The following is an 18,226-nucleotide window of genomic DNA, read 5'->3' on the forward strand; positions in this document are numbered from 1 at the left end:
CCGGAACTCCCGGCGGGGGGCGTCGTCGCGTGGGGAGGATCTCCGTGCTCCCCTCGGGGGAGCGCGGCGCGCGGTGGGACAGTGGGGTCGCACGACCGGCCGGCAGGAGGAGATCGCGGTGGAGCACGGGCACCACTCGGGCATGTGGGTCCCGGAGGACCCGCCGACCTGGGGGCGGATGTTCCTCCCGCACCTGGACGCCTGGTCGGTGCTCCCGGTGCTCAGCGTCATCGGGCTGGTCGTCTACCTGGCCGCTGTCGTCCGCCTGCGCCGGTCCGGGGTCAGCTGGCCGTGGTGGCGGACCCTCGCCTGGATCGCCGGCACCGCGTCGCTGTTCGCCGTCACCGGCACCTGGCTCAACGGCTACAGCATGGTGATCTTCAGCGTCCACATGACCCAGCACATGGTGCTGTCGCTCATCACGCCGCTGCTCCTGCTGCTCGCCGCCCCCGTGACGCTGGCGCTGCGCACCCTCCCGCGCGGCCGCGGGCCGGCCGGCGCCCCGCGGGCACTGCTCCTGGAGGCGCTGCACAGCCGGTTCGCCCGCGTCGTGGCCCACCCGCTGTTCAGCGTGCCGCTGTTCATCGCCAGCCTCTACGGCGTCTACTTCACCCCGCTGTTCGACTGGCTGATGTCGAGCCCGGTGGGCCACCAGTTCATGCTCGCCCACTTCGTCGTCACGGGGCTGCTCTTCTTCGGCCCGATCGTCGCGCAGGACCCGTGGCCGCGGACGCTCAGCCACCCGGGGCGGATGCTCGAGCTGTTCCTGCCCGTGCCGTTCCACGCCTTCTTCGGCGTGGCGATCATGATGGCCGGCTCGCTCGTCGTCGACACGTTCGCCGACCCGCCGGCGGGGTGGGGCGTGGACCCGCTCACCGACCAGGCGGTGGCCGGCGGCATCGTCTGGGCCTTCGGGGAGCTGCCCACCGTCCTGGTGCTCGCCGTCGTCTTCTTCTCCTGGGCCCGCTCGGACGACCGCCGGGCCCGCACGCTCGACCGCGCGGCCGACCGTGACGGCGACGCGGAGCTCGCGGCGTACAACGCCCGGCTCAAGGCGCTCGCCGAGCACCGGGCCTGACCGGTCCCCGGCGCGCAGCGGCCCGCGCCCGGAGGGGCGCGGGCCGCTGCGAGGGGCCGGGACGAGTTCCTTCTCAGCCGACGTGGACGACGGCATCGCCCTCGGCCGGCAGGTCCTCCTTGGTCGCCTTGATGAGCAACGCCGAGACGACGGCGCCCAGCAGCAGCAGCCCGGCGGCCCACGCGAAGGCCGTGGTGTAGCCCTCCACCTGCGCCGAGAGGCCCACCGACGGGTCTCGCGGGTCCGCACCCGAGGCGAGCACGTCGGCGGTGTAGGTGCTGATGGCGGCCACGGACAGCGAGGCGAGCACGGCGGTGCCGATGGAGGCGCCCACCTGCTGCGTGGCGTTCAGCATCGCGCTGGCCGCCCCGGCGTCGTGGACGCCGGCGCCCACCAGCGCCAGGTTCGACAGCGGCACGAACGTGAAGCCCAGGCCGAGCCCGAGCAGCAGCTGGCCGGGGAACGGCAGCTGCCAGAACCCGGTGTCCAGACCGACGAAGGACAGGGTGGCGAGACCGCCTGCGGCGAGCACGCCACCGAGGACCATGAGCGGCTTCGGCCCCACCCGGGGGACCAGCACGCTGGCCAGCCCCGCCGAGATGAAGACGCCGAGGGTGGTCGGCAGCGACGCCAGGCCCGCCATGGCCGGCTCGTACCCGAGCACCTGCTGGAAGTAGAGGCTCAGGAAGAAGAACGCCCCCAGCAGCCCGGCTCCCACGAGCGTCGAGGTCAGGTAGGCGCCGCCCCGGTTGCGGTCGAGCACGATGCGCATCGGCAGCAGCGGGTTGCGCGTCCGCAGCTCCAGCAGGACGAACAGGGCGATCAGCACCAGGCCGCCGGCGATGAACAGCCACGCGAGACCGTCGGTCCAGCCGCTCTCCGGCGTCACCAGCGTCGGGATGCCCTGCGCCGCAGCCTCGGCGTTGGCGGCGGCAGCCTGGGCCGCGAAGGCCTGCGAGGCCTCGGCCACGCGGGTGAAGCCGTAGACGATCGACGCCAGGCCGAGGGTGACCAGGACGGCGCCGGGGATGTCGTAGCTGGTGTCGCCGGGAGCCTTGCTCTCCGGGACGATCGGGATGGCCAGCACGATGGCGAGGATCGCCACCGGCAGGTTCACCCAGAAGCACCAGCGCCAGTCGGCGTACTCGGTGAGGACACCGCCGAGCAGCAGGCCGATGGCCGAGCCGCCGCCGGCGATCGCGCCGTAGACGCCGAAGGCCTTGGCGCGCTCCTTCGGGTCGGTGAACAGGACGGTGAGCAGCGCGAGGGACGCCGGGGCCAGCAGTGCGCCGAAGACGCCCTGCAGGGCGCGGGCGCCGAAGAGCATCGTCTCGTTCTGCGCGACGCCGCCGAGCGCCGAGGCGACGGCGAAGCCCGCCGCGCCCACCAGGTAGGTGCGCTTGCGGCCCCAGAAGTCGGCGATGCGGCCGCCGAGCAGGAGGAAGCCGCCGAAGGTCAGGGTGTAGGCGGTCACGATCCACTGCTGGCTGGCCGCGCTGATGCCCAGGTCGGCGGTGACCGCGGGCAGCGCGATGTTGACGATCGTGGCGTCGAGGATGACCAGCAGGACGGTCATGGCGATGACGCCGAGCGCCAGCCACCGCTTCTCGTAGGGCTCATCGGCGGAGGTCGTCGCGCCGGTCGCGGCAGGGGAGGGCAGGGGTTCGGTCACGGGAAGTCCTCGGGTCGTGCGGAACGGGCCGGATCGCCGGCCGGGAGAGAAGGTAGCGGCCTGCAACGATGTCGTCGTGCCTGTTTCGCTGGTGTTCACCGCAGATACGCACGTCCCCAAGCGCGCGCGTGAGCTACCTCTCGGCCTGTGGTCGGCGATCGACTCCGCCGACGTGGTGGTGCACGCCGGTGACTGGGTGGACGTCGCCCTCCTCGACGAGCTGGAACGGCGGGCGCACCGCTTGGTCGCCGTCCACGGCAACAACGACCACGGGGCGCTGCGCGAGCGGCTGCCGGAGGTCGCCCGCGCCGAGATCGAGGGCATCCGGTTCGCCGTCGTGCACGAGACGGGGCAGGCCACCGGGCGCGAGGCGCGGTGCGCGGCGCGCTTCCCCGACGTCGACGTCCTGGTGTTCGGGCACAGCCACATCCCCTGGGACACCACGGCGCCCACCGGGCTGCGGCTGGTGAACCCGGGGTCGCCCACGGACCGGCGCCGCCAGCCGCACGGGACGTTCGTCACCGCGGTGGCCGACGCCGGGCGGCTGCGGGACGTGATCTTCCACGCGGTGCCCCCGCGGCGGTGAGCGCCGCACCGCTCGACCCCCGCGCGGTCGCCCTGCTCGCCTGCCCCGTGTGCGCCGCGCCGTTCACCGCGGAGCCGGACGGCTCGGGCCTGCGCTGCGCCGAAGGGCACCGCGTGGACCGCGCGCGCCAGGGGCACCTCACGCTGCTGCCGCCGGGGCGCCGTCCCCCGACCGGCGACTCGGCCGAGATGGTGGCCGACCGGGTGGCGTTCCTCTCCGCCGGCCACTACGACGGCGTGACCGCGGCCCTGGCCGCAGCCGTCCGCCGGCCGGGGGAGCCCGCGACGCTGCTCGACCTGGGCGGTGGCACCGGGCACCACCTGGCCCGCCTGCTCGACGCCCTCCCGTCCGCCACCGGCGTGGTGCTCGACGCCTCGCGCTACGCCGCCCGCCGTGCCGCGAAGGCCCATCCGCGCGCGGTCGCCGTGGTCGGGGACACCTGGGCCCGGCTGCCGGTGCGCGACGCGGCGGTGGACCGGGTGCTGGTCGTCTTCGCCCCGCGCAACGGGCCCGAGATCGCCCGGGTGCTGCGCGCGGAGGGGCGGCTGGTCGTGGTGACGCCCGGCCGCGACCACCTCGCCGAGCTCGTCGGGCCGCTGGGCCTGCTCCGGGTCGACCCCGGAAAGGCCGAGCGGCTCAGCGCGACGCTGGAGCCGCACCTGGCGCGCGAGGACGCGCACCGCCACCGCCAGACCCTGGTGCTGGACCATCCCGCGGTGGCGACGCTGGTGGGCATGGGGCCGCACGCCCGGCACCTCACGGCCGCCGCTCTCGCGGCCTCGCTGGCGCGCTTGCCGGCCGCCGTGCCGGTCACGATCTCGGTCGACGTCGCCACCTACCGGCGGCCCGGATGATCCTCGCGGCGCGCCCTGCCCGCCCGACCTGAGGCGCCGTATCGCACGGTCTAAGCTGCCAGCCGTGACGATTGCACCGGCGCCCATCGTGAGCCGGCCCAGCCCGGCTCACGTGGTCGAAAAGGGCTCGCGGCTCTCGAACCTGCTGCGGACCACCGACCACAAGACCATCGGCCTGATGTACATGGCCACCTCGTTCACGTTCTTCGTGCTGGGTGGCCTGATGGCGCTGCTGATGCGTGGTGAGCTGGGGCGGCCGGGGCTGCAGTTCCTGTCCCCCGAGCAGTACAACCAGCTGGTCACGATGCACGGCACGATCATGCTGCTGATGTTCGCGACGCCGCTGTTCTTCGCGTTCGCGAACCTGATCATGCCGCTGCAGATCGGTGCGCCGGACGTCGCGTTCCCGCGCATGAACGCCTTCTCCTACTGGCTGTTCCTGTTCGGCAGCCTGATCGTGGTGGGGGGCTTCCTCACCCCCGGTGGGGCGGCGGACTTCGGCTGGTACGCCTACGCACCGCTGTCGAACGTCGTGAACTCCCCGGGCGCGGGCGCGAACATGTGGTTCGCCGGCCTGGCGGTCAGCGGCCTGGGCACGATCCTCGGTGGCGTCAACTTCATCGCCACGATCGTCTGCCTGCGGGCCCCGGGCATGACGCTGTTCCGGATGCCGATCTTCACCTGGAACACGCTGGTCACCAGCCTGCTCATCCTGCTGGCGTTCCCGATCCTCACCGCCGCGATCATGGGCATGCTGGCCGACCGCAACCTCGGTGCGCTGATCTACTCGGACGAGAACGGTGGCCCGATGCTGTGGCAGCACCTGTTCTGGTTCTTCGGCCACCCCGAGGTCTACATCATCGCGCTGCCGTTCTTCGGCATCGTCACCGAGGTCATCCCGGTGTTCGCCCGCAAGCCGTTGTTCGGCTACAAGGGCATGGTCTTCGCGACCATCGCGATCGGCGCGCTGTCGCTGGCGGTGTGGGCGCACCACATGTACGCGACCGGTGCGGTGCTCCTGCCGTTCTTCGCGTTCCTGACCTACCTCATCGCCGTGCCGACCGGCATCAAGTTCTTCAACTGGATCGGCACCATGTGGCGGGGGCAGATGACCTTCGAGACGCCGATGCTGTTCTCGATCGGCTTCATGATCACCTTCCTCCTGGGTGGTCTGACCGGTGTGCTGCTGGCCAGCCCGCCGCTGGACTGGCACGTCAACGACAGCTACTTCGTCGTCGCCCACTTCCACTACGTGGTCTTCGGCACCGTGGTGTTCGCGGCCTACGCCGGCATCTACTTCTGGTTCCCGAAGATGTGCGGCCGGATGATGGACGAGCGGCTGGGCAAGCTGCAGTTCTGGCTGACCTTCATCGGCTTTCACGCCACGTTCCTGGTGCAGCACTGGCTGGGCAACGAGGGCATGCCGCGCCGGTACGTGGACTACCTGGAGACCGACGCGTTCACCGTGCTCAACACGGTCTCGACGATCGGCTCCTTCATCCTCGGCGCCTCGGTGCTCCCGTTCATCTACAACGTGGTCAAGTCCTGGAAGTACGGCGAGCTCGCGCTGCGCGACGACCCGTGGGGCCATGGCAACAGCCTGGAGTGGGCCACCTCCTCCCCGCCGCCGCGGCACAACTTCGTCGAGATCCCCCGGATCCGCTCGGAGCGGCCCGCGTTCGAGGCCCACTACCCGCACCTCGTCGAGCGGCTGCAGGCCGAGGCCCACGTCGGCAAGCGGCACGAGCCCTACGCCGGTGTCAGCGAGCTGGGTGGTACCGGCGGTGCGCGCCAGGGCCCGAAGGACCCCGACCCGACCTGACCTGACGAAGGACCACCCTTCCCCCCGCGCCTCGCAGGCTCGGCGCGGGTCCCTGAAGGGTGGCCGTTCCAGAACGTCACGGACGCCCCGCCGGCCACTGGCCGGCGGGGCGTCCGTCGTCCACGGGTGGAAGACCCGGGCGGCGGGCGGTCCCGCATCGCGGCGACCGGCGGGTCAGGGGTCCGGGCGGTCCCCGGGCGGACGTGCGGCACGATGACCGCGTGCCGCTCGACCTGACGCCCCGCCAGCTGCCCGAGCCCGACCCCACCGCGGCGCGGGCGCTGCTCACGGTCACCGGGGCGGACCGGCCGGGGGTGACCGCCCACCTCTTCGCCGCACTGGCCTCGGACGGGGACGGGCGCCCGGAGGTGGAGGTCCTCGACGTCGAGCAGGTCGTCGTGCACGGCCACCTGGTGCTCGGCGTCGTGGTCGGTGCCCTCGCCGGCGATCGGCGACCGGCGGTGGGCGAGGCGGAGCTGCTCGGCCACCTCCGGCGGGTGGCGGGTGAGGTCGAGACCGCCGTGGGCGTGCACGTGGCGGTGGAGTCGGCCAGCGGGCCCGACGCGCCCCTCGTGCAGGGGCGCCCGCACCACGTCATCGTGCTCGGGCGGCCGGTGCCACCCGAGGCCGTGGCCGGCGCCGCGCGGGCCGTCGCGGGCATCGGCGGGAACATCGACGCGATCCGCCGGCTCTCCGACCACCCGGTCACCAGCTTCGAGCTCACCGTCTCCGGGGCGGAGGCCACGGCGCTGCGTACCGCGCTCGCCTCGGTGGCGGCGTCGACAGGTGCCGACATCGCCGTCGAGCAGGTCGGGATCGCCCGGCGCAGCAAGCGGCTGATCGTGCTGGACGTCGACTCGACCCTGGTGCGCGGCGAGGTGATCGACGAGCTGGCGGCGCGCGCCGGGCGGGCGGCGGAGGTCGCCCGCATCACCGCCGCGGCCATGAACGGCGAGCTGGACTTCGCCGAGTCGCTGCGGGCGCGGGTCGCCGTGCTGGCCGGCCTGCCCGAGGAGGTGCTCGACGAGGTGCGCGAGCACCTGGTGCTCACACCCGGCGCGCGCACCCTCATCCGCACGCTCCAGCGTCTCGGCTTCCGCTGCGGCATCGTCAGCGGCGGGTTCACGCAGATCACCGACCCGTTGGCGGAGAGCCTCGGGCTCGACTTCGCCGCCGCCAACACCCTGGAGGTCCGCGACGGCCGCCTCACCGGTGGGCTGGTCGGGGACATCGTCGACCGGCCGGGGAAGGCCCGGGCCCTGATCCGCTTCGCCGAGGAGTACGGCATCCCGCTGGACCAGACGGTCGCGGTCGGCGACGGCGCGAACGACCTGGACATGCTCAACACCGCGGGCCTGGGCATCGCCTTCAACGCGAAGCCCTTCGTGCGCGAGCAGGCGCACACGGCGCTCAACCAGCCCTACCTCGACGCGGTGCTGCAGGTGCTCGGCTTCACCCGCGACGAGGTCCTCGACGCGGCGCCCTGATGATCAGGTGACCTGATCGTCAGGGGTCCTGGCTCAGCGTCGGTCGTGAGCCAGGACCCCATACGGTGAGCCAGGACGCGGTACGGCGAGCCAGGACGCCGTACTGCGGGACGACGCGGGCGTCAGCCCGGCCGAGCGTCGGGGCGCCCGGCATCATGACCCGGTGGACGAGCAGCTTCCCGTCGGGTCCCTGGTGCGCATCCGGGAACCGGAGGACGCGCCGGACCAGCCGATCGGCACTGTGGTGATCTCCCGGGACGCGATGGGACAGGTGCACGTCCGGCGCGACGGGGTGGGCGTGGAGGTCTACGCGCCCGACGAGGTGGTCGCGGTCAGCACGGACGGTGAGGGCGCCTGACCTCGCTCACGCGTTGGGTCCGAGCTCTCCGGCCAGCTCGACGCCGGCCGTGCGCAGCTGGTCCAGCGCAGCGTCGGTCGTCGCCTCGGAGACGCCGGCGGTGAGCGGCAGCAGCACGCGGGTGGCGAACCCGGCCGCCACGGCGTCGAGCGCGGTGGCGCGGACGCAGTGGTCGGTGGCGATGCCGACGACGTCGACGGCGTCGACCCCTCGCTCGCGGAGCCAGTCGGCCATCCCGACGCCGTCGGCCGCGCCCTCGAAGCCGGAGTAGGCGGCGGCGTACTCGCCCTTGTCGAAGACCGCTTCGAGCGGCTGGCGGTCCAGCGCCGGGTGCAGCTCGACACCGTCGGTGCCGACCACGCAGTGCGGCGGCCAGCTCTCGAGGAAGTCCGGGTGCTCGGCGAAGTGGTCGCCGGGGTCGATGTGGTGGTCGCGGGTGGCGACGACGTGGGCGTACCCGGCGCCCGCCGTCCGCAGGTGCTCGGTGACGCCGGCCGCCACGGCGGCGCCACCGGCGACCGCGAGGCTGCCGCCCTCGCAGAAGTCGTTCTGCACGTCGACCACGATCAGCGCGCGGGTCATGGGCTGCTCCTCCCGGGTCAAGCGGGAACTGTCTCCAGGACCGGTTCCCCGCGTGAGAGCGCCCATGCCTCGGCGGGCAGCGCCTCCCGCACGCGCGCGTGGTGCTCGCGGGCGAGCCGCAGCGCCTCGGCGGGGGAGACGTCGGCGCAGAGCGCGCCGCCACGCACCAGCGGGACCACGAGGTCGCGGTCGCCGTCGCGCGGCCCGACCGGTGTGCTGCTGACCACCTCGGCGACCGCGGTGCCGTCGGCGTCGTGCCGCCGGACGGCGTGCTTGCGCCCGCCGATCGAGTTCTTGCCCTCCGACCGCTTCGCGACCGGGATGCCGTCGCGCTCGACGAGCTTGTAGACCATGCCGGCCGTCGGCGCCCCCGAGCCGGTCACCAGCGAGGTCCCGACCCCGTAGCCGTCGACGGGTGCGGCCATCAGCCCCGCGATCGCGTACTCGTCGAGATCGCTGGTGACGATCACCCGGGTGCGGGTCGCGCCGAGCTCGTCGAGCAGCTGGCGGGCGCGGGTGGCGAGCGTGGGCAGGTCGCCGGAGTCCAGCCGGATGGCGCCCAGCTCCGGGCCGGCCACCTCGATCGCCGTCCGGATGCCCTGCTCGACGTCGTAGGTGTCGACGAGCAGCGTCGTGCCCACCCCCAGCGTCTCCACCTGGGCACGGAAGGCCGCCCGCTCGTCGTCGTGCAGCAGCGTGAACGCGTGGGCGCTGGTGCCGGTGGTGGGGACGCCGTAGCGCCGGCCGGCCTCCAGGTTCGAGCTGGACGCGAAGCCGACCAGGTGGGCCGCGCGCGCCGCGGCCACCGCGGCTCGCTCGTGGGTACGGCGCGAGCCCATCTCGATGCAGGGTCGCTCGCACGCCGCCGCCACCATGCGGGCGGCCGCCGAGGCGATCGCCGAGTCGTGGTTGAGGATGGACAGCGCCAGGGTCTCCAGCAGGACGCCTTCGCCGAACGGTGCGCGCACGGTGAGCACCGGCGACCCGGGGAAGAACAGCTCTCCCTCCGCGTAGCCGTCGATGTCCCCGCGGAACCGGAAGTCGGCCAGCCAGTCCAGCAGCCGCTGGTCGGTCAGCCCCTGGGCACGCAGGGTCGCGAGCTCCTCGTCGCCGAACCGGAAACCGGGCAGCGCCTCGAGCAGCCGGCCGGTGCCCGCGAGCACCCCGTAGCGACGGCCGTGGGGCAGCCGGCGGGCGAACACCTCGAACACGCAGTCCCGCTCGGCGGTGCCGTCGGCGAGCGCCGCGGCCAGCATCGTCAGCTCGTAGCGGTCGGTGAGCAGCGCGGGGGCCGTCGGCATGGCTCCGCAGCGTAGGCGGCGCCGGGTCCGCGGGGCCGGGCGACGTCCTAAGCTGGATGCGTGGCCGCACCGCTCGCCCCGACTCGGACGCCCGAGACGACCGACGAGGAACGCGGCGACCTCGACCGGCCGTGGGTCACCATCGTCTGGAACGACCCGGTGAACCTGATGACCTACGTGACCTTCGTGCTGCAGGAGCTCTTCGGCTACGACGAGCCGACGGCGACCTCGCTGATGCTGCAGGTGCACCACGAGGGGAAGGCGATCGTCAGCTCCGGCCCGCGCGAGCGGATGGAGCACGACACCAGCCGGCTGCACGCCTACGGGCTGTGGGCCAGCTACCAGAGGGACTCGTGAAGCCGTTCCGTGCCCGGGGCGGGTGGCTGGTCGCCCGGCTCGACCGGGCCGAGGCCGGCATCGTCGGGCTGCTGCTCGACCAGCTCGAGCAGCTCCTGGCCGCCGATCGGGCCGACAGCAGCGGCGATCCGGTGATGGCCCGGCTGTTCCCCGCCGGGCACCGCACCGACCCCGCGCTGGCCGAGGACTACCGGGGGCTCACCGAGCAGGCGCTGCGCGGCGGCAAGGCCGACGACCTGGCCACCGTGCGCGCCACCCTGCCGGCCGACGGGGGAGAGGTGCGCCTGGACGCCGACCAGGCCGGTGCCTGGCTGCGCACGAGCAACGACCTCCGGCTGGCGCTCGGCACCCGGATCGACGTCGGTGAGGACACCGAGCCGCCGGACGAGATCGTGGACGAGGCCGACCACCAGCTCGCCGTCTACTACTGGCTCACCGCGCTGCAGGGGTCGCTCGTGGACGCGCTCGTCGCCGATCGCGCCGGCCGAAGGTGAGCAGCACCAGGGCGGCGAGCAGCAGGTCGAGCACGAAGAGCACGTAGACCATGCGGTGCAGCTCGACGTCGGCGAGCATCGCGCCGATCGTGGACACCAGGACCAGGGCCGAGGCGGCGAGCAGCAGCAGCAGGAGCACGGCGCGCACGACGACGATCACCACCACGGGAGCCCGGTCGCCCGGATGGACCGCGCTGTAGCCACGGTGCCGGAACAGCCCCCGTAGCCCCAGGAGGAGCGCCGGAAGGGCCAGCAGCACGACGCCGGCGGTCAGGAGCGACGGGACCCACACGACGCCGACCGTATCGGTCCGGGAGCGTCTCCCGACGGCCGCCCGTCCGTGCGACCGGGGGCGATGGGGGAGCGGCGCGGCGGCCCCGCCTAGACTGGCCCCGTGCTGCGCATCGACCGCGCGACCTACGACGCCATCGTGGCCCACGCCCGGAAGGACCATCCGGACGAGGCCTGCGGTGTCGTCGCCGGTCCGGAGGGGACCGAGCGCCCCGAGCGCTTCGTGCCCATGCTCAACGCCGCACGGTCGCCGACGTTCTACGAGTTCGACAGCGCCGACCTGCTCGCGCTGTACCGCGACCTGGACGACCGCGACGAGTGGCCGGTCGTCGTCTACCACTCGCACACCGCCACCGAGGCCTACCCCTCGCGCACCGACATCGGGTACGCCTCCGGTCCCGCCGCCGATCCGCGCACCCACTACGTGCTGGTGTCCACGCGCCACCACGGGCCGCAGACCGGCCTGGCCGGTGACGAGGTCGAGTTCCGCAGCTACCGCATCGTCGACGGGGAGGTGTCGGAGGAGGAGGTCGAGATCGTCGAGTCCTACCTGTTCGGGCACTCGCCGACGACCGTCGTCTACGACTGAAGAAACACCCCGTTCCCCCCGCGCCTCGCAGGCTCGGCGCGGGTCCCTGAACGGGGCCGGAATCCCGCGCGGCGGCCGGGCGTTGACCCGCCAGACGCACGACCGCTGCCCTGTGCAGCGCCCCCACGCATCGACGTCCCCGAGGAGAAGCACGCCATGGCCATCGAGGTCCGTATCCCGACCATCCTGCGCACCCACACCGGCGGCAACAAGACCGTCGAGGGCAGCGGGGACACCCTCGGCGCGCTGATCGACGACCTCGACAGCAAGCACTCGGGCCTGAAGAACCGCCTCGTCACCGAGGAGGGCAAGCTGCACCGTTTCGTCAACGTCTACGTCAACGACGAGGACGTGCGCTTCACCGGCGCCCTGGACACCCAGGTGAAAGACGGCGACTCGGTGACGATCCTCCCGGCGGTCGCGGGCGGCTGCTGAGCGGTCCCCGCTCCGCCCCCGCCCGTCTCCCCGGAAGAGCATCCCGATGGCCCGCTTCGCCTCCCTCGTCGACTCCCTCGGCGGCACCCCGCTGGTGGGGCTGCCGAACCTCTCGCCGACGCCCGACGTCCGGTTGTGGGCCAAGCTCGAGGACCACAACCCCACGGGCTCCATCAAGGACCGCGCGGCGATCAAGATGATCGAGGCGGCCGAGAAGGACGGGCTGCTGAAGCCCGGTTCGACCATCCTGGAGCCCACGAGCGGCAACACCGGGATCTCGCTGGCCATGGTGGCCCGGCAGCGCGGCTACAAGCTGATCTGCGTGATGCCGGAGAACACCTCGGTGGAGCGCCGGCAGCTGCTGGAGATGTACGGGGCGCAGATCATCTCCTCGCCCGCGGCCGGTGGCTCGAACCAGGCCGTCGCCGTCGCCAAGGAGCTGGCCGCCCAGCACGACGACTGGGTGATGCTCTACCAGTACGGCAACCCCGCGAACGCACACGCGCACTACGAGGGCACCGCCCCGGAGATCCTGGCCGACCTGCCGTCGATCACCCACTTCGTCGCCGGCCTGGGGACGACCGGCACGCTCATGGGCTGCTCCCGGTACTTCCGCGAGCACAAGCCCGGGGTGCAGGTGATCGCCGCCGAGCCCCGCTACGGCGAGCTGGTCTACGGCCTGCGCAACATCGACGAGGGCTTCATCCCCGAGCTCTACGACGCCTCGCTGCTGGACTCACGGTTCTCCGTGGGCCCCGACGACGCGATCCACCGCACCCGCCAGCTGGTGGAGCGCGAGGGCATCTTCGCCGGGATCTCGACCGGCGCGATCCTGCACGCGGCGCTGGGCATCGCCGACAAGGAGGTCGCGGCGGGCCGCCGGGCCGACATCGTGTTCGTCGTCTGCGACGGCGGCTGGAAGTACCTCTCCACCGGCGCCTACGCCGGCACGCTCGAGGAGGCGGCCTCCGCGCTGGAGGGCCAGCTCTGGGCCTGAGGCGGTCCCGCTCGGCCCGCTGGTCGCTGACGGGTGGCCGTTCCCGCGCGTGACCTCGGTCGGTGGTGTCTGGCAGGGTGCGGCGCGTGCTCCTCCAGGCCTGCCTCAACGGGTCCCGCCGGCCCGGGGAGCACCCTGCGCTGCCGGTGACACCGGCGGCCGTGGCCCGGGACGCCGCGCTCGTCGTGGCGTCCGGCGCCGGCGCCGTCCACGTCCACCCCAAGGACGACGCCGGCGCGGACTCGCTCCGACCGGGCGACGTGGCCGCCGTCGTCGACGCGGTGCGGGCGGCCGCCCCGGGCATCCCCGTGGGGGTCACCACGGGGGCCTGGGCGGCGCCCGACCCCGCCGACTGGATCGCGGCGATCCGCGGCTGGGCGGTGGTGCCGGACTTCGCTTCCCTGAATTGGCACGAGGACGGCGCGGACGGCGTCGCGGCGGCGCTGCTCGACCGTGGCATCGGGGTGGAGGCCGGGCTCTGGCACCTCGCCGGTGCGGCCGCGTGGGCCGCCTCGCCGCACCGCGACCGCTGCCTGCGCGTGCTGTTGGAGCTGCCTGACGGGCTGGACGAGGCGGGCACCGGGACGGCGGCCGGGCGCCTGCTGACGGCCGTCGGCGACCGGGCGCCGGTGCTGCTGCACGGGGAGGGGAGCAGCGCCTGGCCGGCGCTGCGGCTGGCGGCCCGCCGCGGGCTGGACACCCGCATCGGTCTGGAAGACGTGCTCGAGCTGCCCGACGGCTCGCCGGCCCCGGGCAACGCCGAGCTGATCCGCGCTGCGACCACCGTCACCGCCGCCGTCGGGGCGAGCGGCGAGGCGGGCGGCTAGCCTGACCGGCGACATGGGGACGCAGCCAGCAGCCGACGCGCCGATCGGCATCTTCGACTCGGGGGTCGGTGGGCTCACCGTCGCCCGGGCGGTGCTCGACCAGCTGCCGAACGAGGCGGTCCGCTACATCGGGGACACCGCGAACGGGCCCTACGGCCCGCTCCCGATCGCCGAGGTGCGCCGGCACTCCCTGGCGGTCATGGACGAACTCGTCGACAGCGGCGTCAAGATGCTCGTCGTCGCCTGCAACTCCGCCAGCGCCGCGTCGCTGCGGGACGCCCGGGAGCGCTACGACGTCCCGGTGGTCGAGGTGGTCCTCCCCGCGGTCCGCCGGGCGATCGCCGCCACCCGCAACGGCCGCATCGGCGTCATCGGCACCCAGGCCACCGTCACCAGCGGCGCCTACGACGACGCGTTCGCCGCCGCCCCGCACGTGTCGGTCACCTCTGCGGCCTGCCCCAGCTTCGTCGACTTCGTCGAGCGCGGGATCACCAGCGGCCGGCAGCTGCTCGGGCTCGCGCAGTCCTACCTGGATCCGCTCATGGCGGCCGGCGTGGACACCGTCGTCCTCGGGTGCACCCACTACCCGCTGCTCACCGGCGTGCTCTCGGTCGTGCTCGGCGACGGGGTCACGCTGGTCTCCAGTGCCGAGGAGACCGCCAAGGACGTCTACCGGGTGCTCACCCGAACCGATCTGCTGCGCGACCCCGACGCGCCCGCGCCGGAGCACGCCTTCCTGGCCACGGGCGACCCCGAGCCGTTCGCCCGGCTCGGCCGCCGCTTCCTCGGGCCGGAGATCGGGGCCGTGCTCGGCGCCGGACGGGCGGGGGTCGCGTGAAGCTGACCGTCGTGGGGTGCTGCGGCAGCGGCCCCGGTCCCGACTCGCCCGCGTCCTGCTACCTCGTGGAGCACGACGGCTTCCAGCTCGTGCTCGATCTCGGCAACGGCGCGTTCGGCGCGCTGCAACGGGTCGTGGACCCGGGCGCCGTGGACGCGGTCTTCCTGTCGCACCTGCACGCCGACCACTGCCTGGACGTCGCCCCGTTCGTCGTCTGGCACCGCTACTCCGGCCGGTCCCGGGGAGCGCTCGTACCGCTGTACGCGCCGGTGGGTGCCGAGCGCCGGCTGGCGCTGGCCTACGACGGCGACGGCGACGGGTTGACCGACGTCTTCGACTTCGTCCCCGTGGGCCCGGGCGCCCTCCGCATCGGGCCCTTCGAGGTGGAGCTGGCCCGCACGGCCCACCCGGTCGAGACCTACGCCATCCGGCTGACCGCGGGTGGCCGGTCGATGGTCTACACCGGCGACACCGGCCCCAGCGACCGGCTGGTGGAGCTCGCCCGCGGGGCCGACGTCCTGCTCGCCGAGGCGGCGCACCCGGACAACGCCCCCGACCAGCCGCCCGGTCTGCACCTCACCGGGCGGCAGGCAGCCCAGCACGCGGCGGCCGCGGGGGTGGGCCGGCTGCTGCTCACCCACGTGCCCGCCTGGGTCGACCACATCGGCCAGCTGTTCGCGGCCAGCTCGGTGTTCTCCGAGACCGAGCTGGTCAGCCCCGGCGCCACCTACGAGATCTGAGGAACCGGCCCTCCTGCCCCCACCGCTCGCAGGCTCGCGGCGGGCCCCCGCACGAGGGCCGGTTGCCGGATGGCCGCGATCGCGGAACGGTGACCCCATGGACGAGCGGGACGGCGTGCCGCTGAGCAGCCTCGACTCGCCGCTCGGTGACGGGCTGGGGGTCTCGAAGCGCGCGCTGGTCGACCACCTCGACGCCGTCGCCGACCGGCTGGTCCCGCTGCTGGCCGGCCGGCCGCTCTCGGTGGTGCGGGTGCGGCCGGGCCAGGCGCCGTTCATGCAGCGGAACGTGAGCAAGGGCGCCCCCGCGTGGGTGCGCACCGTGCCCGTCTGGGCCGAGTCGGCGCACCGCGAGGTGCACCAGGTGCTCTGCGAGGACCGGCGCACCCTGATGTGGCTGGCCAACCAGCGCGCGGTCGAGTTCCACGTCCCGTTCCTGCGGGCCGGGTCGCGCGAGCCCACCGGCCTCGTGCTGGACCTGGACCCGCCCGACGGGGTGGAGTTCTCCACCGTCGTGGCGGTCGCCCGGCTGGCCCGGCGGGCGCTCGAGGAGGCCGGCCTGGCCGGCGCGGTGAAGACCAGCGGCGCCACCGGCCTGCACGTCGTGGTGCCCGTGCGCGGCGCTCCGGTCGAGGACGTCGCCGCGGCGACCCGGGCGCTCGCGCAGCGCACGGCGCAGCTAGACCCGGGGATCGCCACGACGGCGTTCCTCAAGGATGAGCGGCAGGGGCGGGTCTTCGTGGACTCCACCCGCTCGGGCACGGGCACGGTCGCCGCCGCCTACAGCCCGCGGGTGCGGCCGGGTCTGCCGGTGTCCGCCCCGGTCGACTGGAACGACCTGGGGTCCGTCCGCCCGGGGGAGCCCACCGTCGCCTCCGGGGCGGCGGGGCTCCCCGACTGGGCGGCCCTGCTGCCCGATCCCCAGCGGCTGCCGGCCGACCTGGTCGCCGAGGGGCACACCATCCCGGTCGCCCGTGTGCAGGCGATGCACGAGGGCAAGCGACGGGCCCGCCTCCGGCGGGAAGCCGGGGACGACGGGTGACGGGCGCCGGGCGGCTCCGGCCCGTGCGGCGGCAGGCTCCGCAACAAGGCGAGGATTTGTTGCAGCAACCGTTGTCGAGCGGTCCTCCGTCGGGCTAGCTTGCAGGGGACGCCATGTGATCGGCGTCATGGTTCTGGGCCTGGAACTCGTTCGCTCCCCATCTGACCGCTGCTCCTCGAGGGTGCCCGTCGGGGTGCCCAGGGGCAGCAGAAGGAGTTCCCTTGCCCGTTCCCACGCCCCTGAGCGCCCGGGCCGGCGGCACCACCGTCGCCCTGGGTGTGGCCCTGGCACTGCTGGCCCCGGCCCTCCCGGCCGGAGCTGCGGACGACGTCCGTGTGCCGATCCGCGACGCCGAGGTCACCGGGCCGCTGCCCAGCGATCTCGGTGGCAGCCCGCTCTCCGACGACCTGGCGGAGACCTACCCGTTCTTCGCGACGTACCAGGACCTCGCCGGCGTCGGGTACGTCGAGGAGGAGTTCCTCGTCTCCGGCCTCGCCGATGCCTACGCCAGCCCCCGCACCCCGGACATCGCCCCGGGCACGCTGCTGGAGGAGGACGTCCCCTACACCACGCGGATCGTCGTCCGCCGGCCGGCGAACCCCCGGCACTTCAGCGGCACCGCCCTGGTCGAGTGGCAGAACGTCACGGCGGGCTACGACCTCGACGCGCTGTGGAACTTCGAGGACGTGACCCGCGACGGTGACGCCTGGATCGGGGTCTCCGCCCAGCAGGTCGGCGTCGACCAGCTGCGGGAGTGGAGCCCGACCCGGTACGGCTCGCTGGACGTCACGGCGGGGGGTGAGTACGCCCTCGACCAGCTGGCGATGGACATCTACGCGCAGGCGGCCAAGGCGCTCGTCGCCCCGACCGGTGTCGACCCGATGGGTGGCCTGGACATCGAGACGCTGCTCTCCATCGGTGCATCGCAGTCCACCCGGTACCAGAGCGCCTACTACGACCACGTCCTGCCGAAGGTCGAGCCGGTGTTCGACGGTTACGCGATCATCGTCGGGACGGCACCGAGCCGGGCCGGGGACGAGCCGGTGTTCCAGGTGCAGTCCGAGACCGACGTGACGGCCGCCGCGGCGGCGGCCCGGCGTCCCGACGACGAGGTGTTCCGGCGCTGGGAAGTCGCGGGCGCGGCCCACTCGGGCTGGCAGGGGCAGGAGTACCGCGCCCCGCTCTCCGAGCGCGACCTCGGTGGCGCACCGCAGTACGACTGCGACCTCCCGCCGTTCAGCCGGGTGCCGATGCACCACGTGACGGCGGCCGCCTACGCGCACCTCGCGCGCTGGGCCGAGAAGGGGATCGCACCTCCGTCGGCGCCGTACCTGGAGTTCGACGACGAGGGCAACAAGGTGCGCAACGAGCTGGGGCTGGCGCAGGGCGGCATCCAGCTCTCCCAGGTGGCGGTGCCCACCGCCCTGAACGCGGGCTACAACAGCGGCGCGAGCTTCTGCCGCCTGTTCGGCACCCACCAGCCGTTCACGCTCGAGCAGCTCACGGCGCTGTACCCGCGCAAGGGTGAGTACATCAACGGCGTGCTGGCGGTCGACCACGCCAACCTGCGGGCCGGCTACATCGAGAAGGCCGACGCGAAGGAGAACTACCAGGAGGCGCTGGTCGTCGAGCGCCAACTGCGGCAGCAGCTGCGGGACGACCGCGGCTGAGCACCTGGCACGTCGGACGGCCGGCCCCTCCGGGGGCCGGCCGTTCGCGTGTCCGGGTCGAGGGCAGGCCGGAGGGCCGGGAGGGGGCGGATCGGCCGGTCCCGGCCCCGGACGCCTGCCGGAGGGAGGCGTGGGCGGCCCCCACGCAGGCGGCCGACGGGCCCTGGACCAGGCAGTTCTGAAACACTTGCCGAAAGTGTTGCGCACCT

The 18,226-nt window shown here is 73.6% G+C and carries 20 protein-coding genes; 16 read left to right on the forward strand and 4 right to left on the reverse strand.

Annotated features, from left to right (window positions below; genetic code table 11):
- The first annotated feature begins 73 nt into the window (after positions 1-73).
- On the forward strand, positions 74-1,078 hold the full coding sequence (locus ACI8AP_RS01025; RefSeq protein ID WP_456587464.1) for a cytochrome c oxidase assembly protein: 1,005 nt from the start codon (positions 74-76) through the stop codon (positions 1,076-1,078).
- Between the two features lie 73 nt (positions 1,079-1,151).
- On the opposite strand, the gene ACI8AP_RS01030 is transcribed toward ACI8AP_RS01025, so the two are convergent.
- Positions 1,152-2,750, reverse strand: a complete 1,599-nt coding sequence (locus ACI8AP_RS01030; RefSeq protein WP_456587465.1) for an MFS transporter — start codon at positions 2,748-2,750, stop codon at positions 1,152-1,154.
- A 76-nt stretch (positions 2,751-2,826) separates the two neighbouring features.
- Here ACI8AP_RS01030 and ACI8AP_RS01035 point away from each other — a divergent pair, with 76 nt between their 5' ends.
- The 5 genes from ACI8AP_RS01035 (at position 2,827) to ACI8AP_RS01055 (ending at position 7,857) form a co-directional block, all read left to right on the forward strand.
- Positions 2,827-3,336 (forward strand): metallophosphoesterase family protein, encoded by a 510-nt coding sequence (locus ACI8AP_RS01035; protein WP_456587466.1) that lies wholly within the window; start codon positions 2,827-2,829, stop codon positions 3,334-3,336.
- Positions 3,333-4,190 (forward strand): putative RNA methyltransferase, encoded by an 858-nt coding sequence (locus tag ACI8AP_RS01040; RefSeq protein WP_456587467.1) that lies wholly within the window; start codon positions 3,333-3,335, stop codon positions 4,188-4,190. The genes ACI8AP_RS01035 and ACI8AP_RS01040 overlap by 4 nt, the downstream gene beginning before the upstream one ends.
- Before the next feature lie 64 nt (positions 4,191-4,254).
- Positions 4,255-6,012, forward strand: coding sequence for an aa3-type cytochrome oxidase subunit I (ctaD, locus tag ACI8AP_RS01045; protein ID WP_456587468.1), 1,758 nt, complete (start codon positions 4,255-4,257; stop codon positions 6,010-6,012).
- A gap of 221 nt (positions 6,013-6,233) precedes the next feature.
- Complete coding sequence (gene serB, locus ACI8AP_RS01050; protein WP_456587469.1) at positions 6,234-7,499, forward strand: phosphoserine phosphatase SerB; 1,266 nt, start codon at positions 6,234-6,236, stop codon at positions 7,497-7,499.
- 163 nt (positions 7,500-7,662) lie between these two features.
- Complete coding sequence (locus tag ACI8AP_RS01055; protein ID WP_456587470.1) at positions 7,663-7,857, forward strand: hypothetical protein; 195 nt, start codon at positions 7,663-7,665, stop codon at positions 7,855-7,857.
- 6 nt (positions 7,858-7,863) lie between these two features.
- Here ACI8AP_RS01055 and ACI8AP_RS01060 read toward each other — a convergent pair whose 3' ends face one another.
- Both ACI8AP_RS01060 and ACI8AP_RS01065 read right to left on the reverse strand, forming a co-directional pair.
- The gene (locus ACI8AP_RS01060; protein ID WP_456587471.1) at positions 7,864-8,439 is read right to left on the reverse strand and encodes an isochorismatase family protein; all 576 of its coding nucleotides are present in this window, start codon (positions 8,437-8,439) and stop codon (positions 7,864-7,866) included.
- 17 nt (positions 8,440-8,456) lie between these two features.
- A complete protein-coding gene (locus tag ACI8AP_RS01065) occupies positions 8,457-9,740 on the reverse strand; it encodes a nicotinate phosphoribosyltransferase (RefSeq protein ID WP_456587472.1) in 1,284 nt (427 codons plus the stop codon).
- Positions 9,741-9,800: 60 nt separating this feature from the next.
- Between ACI8AP_RS01065 and clpS the strand changes: the two genes are divergently transcribed.
- Complete coding sequence (gene clpS, locus ACI8AP_RS01070) at positions 9,801-10,097, forward strand: ATP-dependent Clp protease adapter ClpS (protein WP_456587473.1); 297 nt, start codon at positions 9,801-9,803, stop codon at positions 10,095-10,097.
- Positions 10,094-10,591 (forward strand): DUF2017 family protein, encoded by a 498-nt coding sequence (locus tag ACI8AP_RS01075; RefSeq protein ID WP_456587474.1) that lies wholly within the window; start codon positions 10,094-10,096, stop codon positions 10,589-10,591. Before clpS ends, ACI8AP_RS01075 begins: the two co-directional genes overlap by 4 nt.
- Here the strand turns inward: ACI8AP_RS01075 and ACI8AP_RS01080 are convergent.
- A complete protein-coding gene (locus ACI8AP_RS01080) occupies positions 10,530-10,883 on the reverse strand; it encodes a hypothetical protein (protein WP_456587475.1) in 354 nt (117 codons plus the stop codon). The genes ACI8AP_RS01075 and ACI8AP_RS01080 overlap by 62 nt on opposite strands.
- A gap of 102 nt (positions 10,884-10,985) precedes the next feature.
- Between ACI8AP_RS01080 and ACI8AP_RS01085 the strand changes: the two genes are divergently transcribed.
- The 8 genes from ACI8AP_RS01085 (at position 10,986) to ACI8AP_RS01120 (ending at position 18,017) form a co-directional block, all read left to right on the forward strand.
- A complete protein-coding gene (locus ACI8AP_RS01085; RefSeq protein ID WP_456587476.1) occupies positions 10,986-11,471 on the forward strand; it encodes a Mov34/MPN/PAD-1 family protein in 486 nt (161 codons plus the stop codon).
- Positions 11,472-11,627: 156 nt separating this feature from the next.
- Positions 11,628-11,906, forward strand: a complete 279-nt coding sequence (locus tag ACI8AP_RS01090; RefSeq protein WP_456587477.1) for a MoaD/ThiS family protein — start codon at positions 11,628-11,630, stop codon at positions 11,904-11,906.
- A gap of 46 nt (positions 11,907-11,952) precedes the next feature.
- Positions 11,953-12,903: a PLP-dependent cysteine synthase family protein gene (locus ACI8AP_RS01095; protein WP_456587478.1), complete on the forward strand. Its 951-nt coding sequence runs from the start codon at positions 11,953-11,955 to the stop codon at positions 12,901-12,903.
- A gap of 86 nt (positions 12,904-12,989) precedes the next feature.
- The gene (locus ACI8AP_RS01100; protein WP_456587479.1) at positions 12,990-13,730 is read left to right on the forward strand and encodes a 3-keto-5-aminohexanoate cleavage protein; all 741 of its coding nucleotides are present in this window, start codon (positions 12,990-12,992) and stop codon (positions 13,728-13,730) included.
- A 13-nt stretch (positions 13,731-13,743) separates the two neighbouring features.
- Entirely contained in the window at positions 13,744-14,568 is an 825-nt protein-coding gene (gene murI / locus ACI8AP_RS01105; RefSeq protein WP_456587480.1) for a glutamate racemase, read from the forward strand.
- Positions 14,565-15,308, forward strand: a complete 744-nt coding sequence (locus ACI8AP_RS01110) for an MBL fold metallo-hydrolase (RefSeq protein WP_456587481.1) — start codon at positions 14,565-14,567, stop codon at positions 15,306-15,308. The genes murI and ACI8AP_RS01110 overlap by 4 nt, the downstream gene beginning before the upstream one ends.
- Positions 15,309-15,405: 97 nt before the next feature.
- Positions 15,406-16,347 (forward strand): DNA polymerase domain-containing protein, encoded by a 942-nt coding sequence (locus ACI8AP_RS01115; RefSeq protein ID WP_456587482.1) that lies wholly within the window; start codon positions 15,406-15,408, stop codon positions 16,345-16,347.
- A gap of 221 nt (positions 16,348-16,568) precedes the next feature.
- Complete coding sequence (locus tag ACI8AP_RS01120; protein ID WP_456587483.1) at positions 16,569-18,017, forward strand: alpha/beta hydrolase domain-containing protein; 1,449 nt, start codon at positions 16,569-16,571, stop codon at positions 18,015-18,017.
- Positions 18,018-18,226 lie beyond the last annotated feature (209 nt).

The organism is Blastococcus sp. SYSU DS1021 (assembly GCF_054050995.1).

Bases quoted from the DNA above. Each gene is read 5' to 3' on its own strand.
- ACI8AP_RS01060 (WP_456587471.1), bottom strand. From the start codon at position 8,439: ATGACCCGCGCGCTGATCGTGGTCGACGTGCAGAACGACTTCTGCGAG.
- ACI8AP_RS01065 (WP_456587472.1), bottom strand. From the start codon at position 9,740: ATGCCGACGGCCCCCGCGCTGCTCACCGACCGCTACGAGCTGACGATG.
- ACI8AP_RS01090 (WP_456587477.1), top strand. From the start codon at position 11,628: ATGGCCATCGAGGTCCGTATCCCGACCATCCTGCGCACCCACACCGGC.
- ACI8AP_RS01095 (WP_456587478.1), top strand. From the start codon at position 11,953: ATGGCCCGCTTCGCCTCCCTCGTCGACTCCCTCGGCGGCACCCCGCTG.
- murI (WP_456587480.1), top strand. From the start codon at position 13,744: ATGGGGACGCAGCCAGCAGCCGACGCGCCGATCGGCATCTTCGACTCG.
- ACI8AP_RS01115 (WP_456587482.1), top strand. From the start codon at position 15,406: ATGGACGAGCGGGACGGCGTGCCGCTGAGCAGCCTCGACTCGCCGCTC.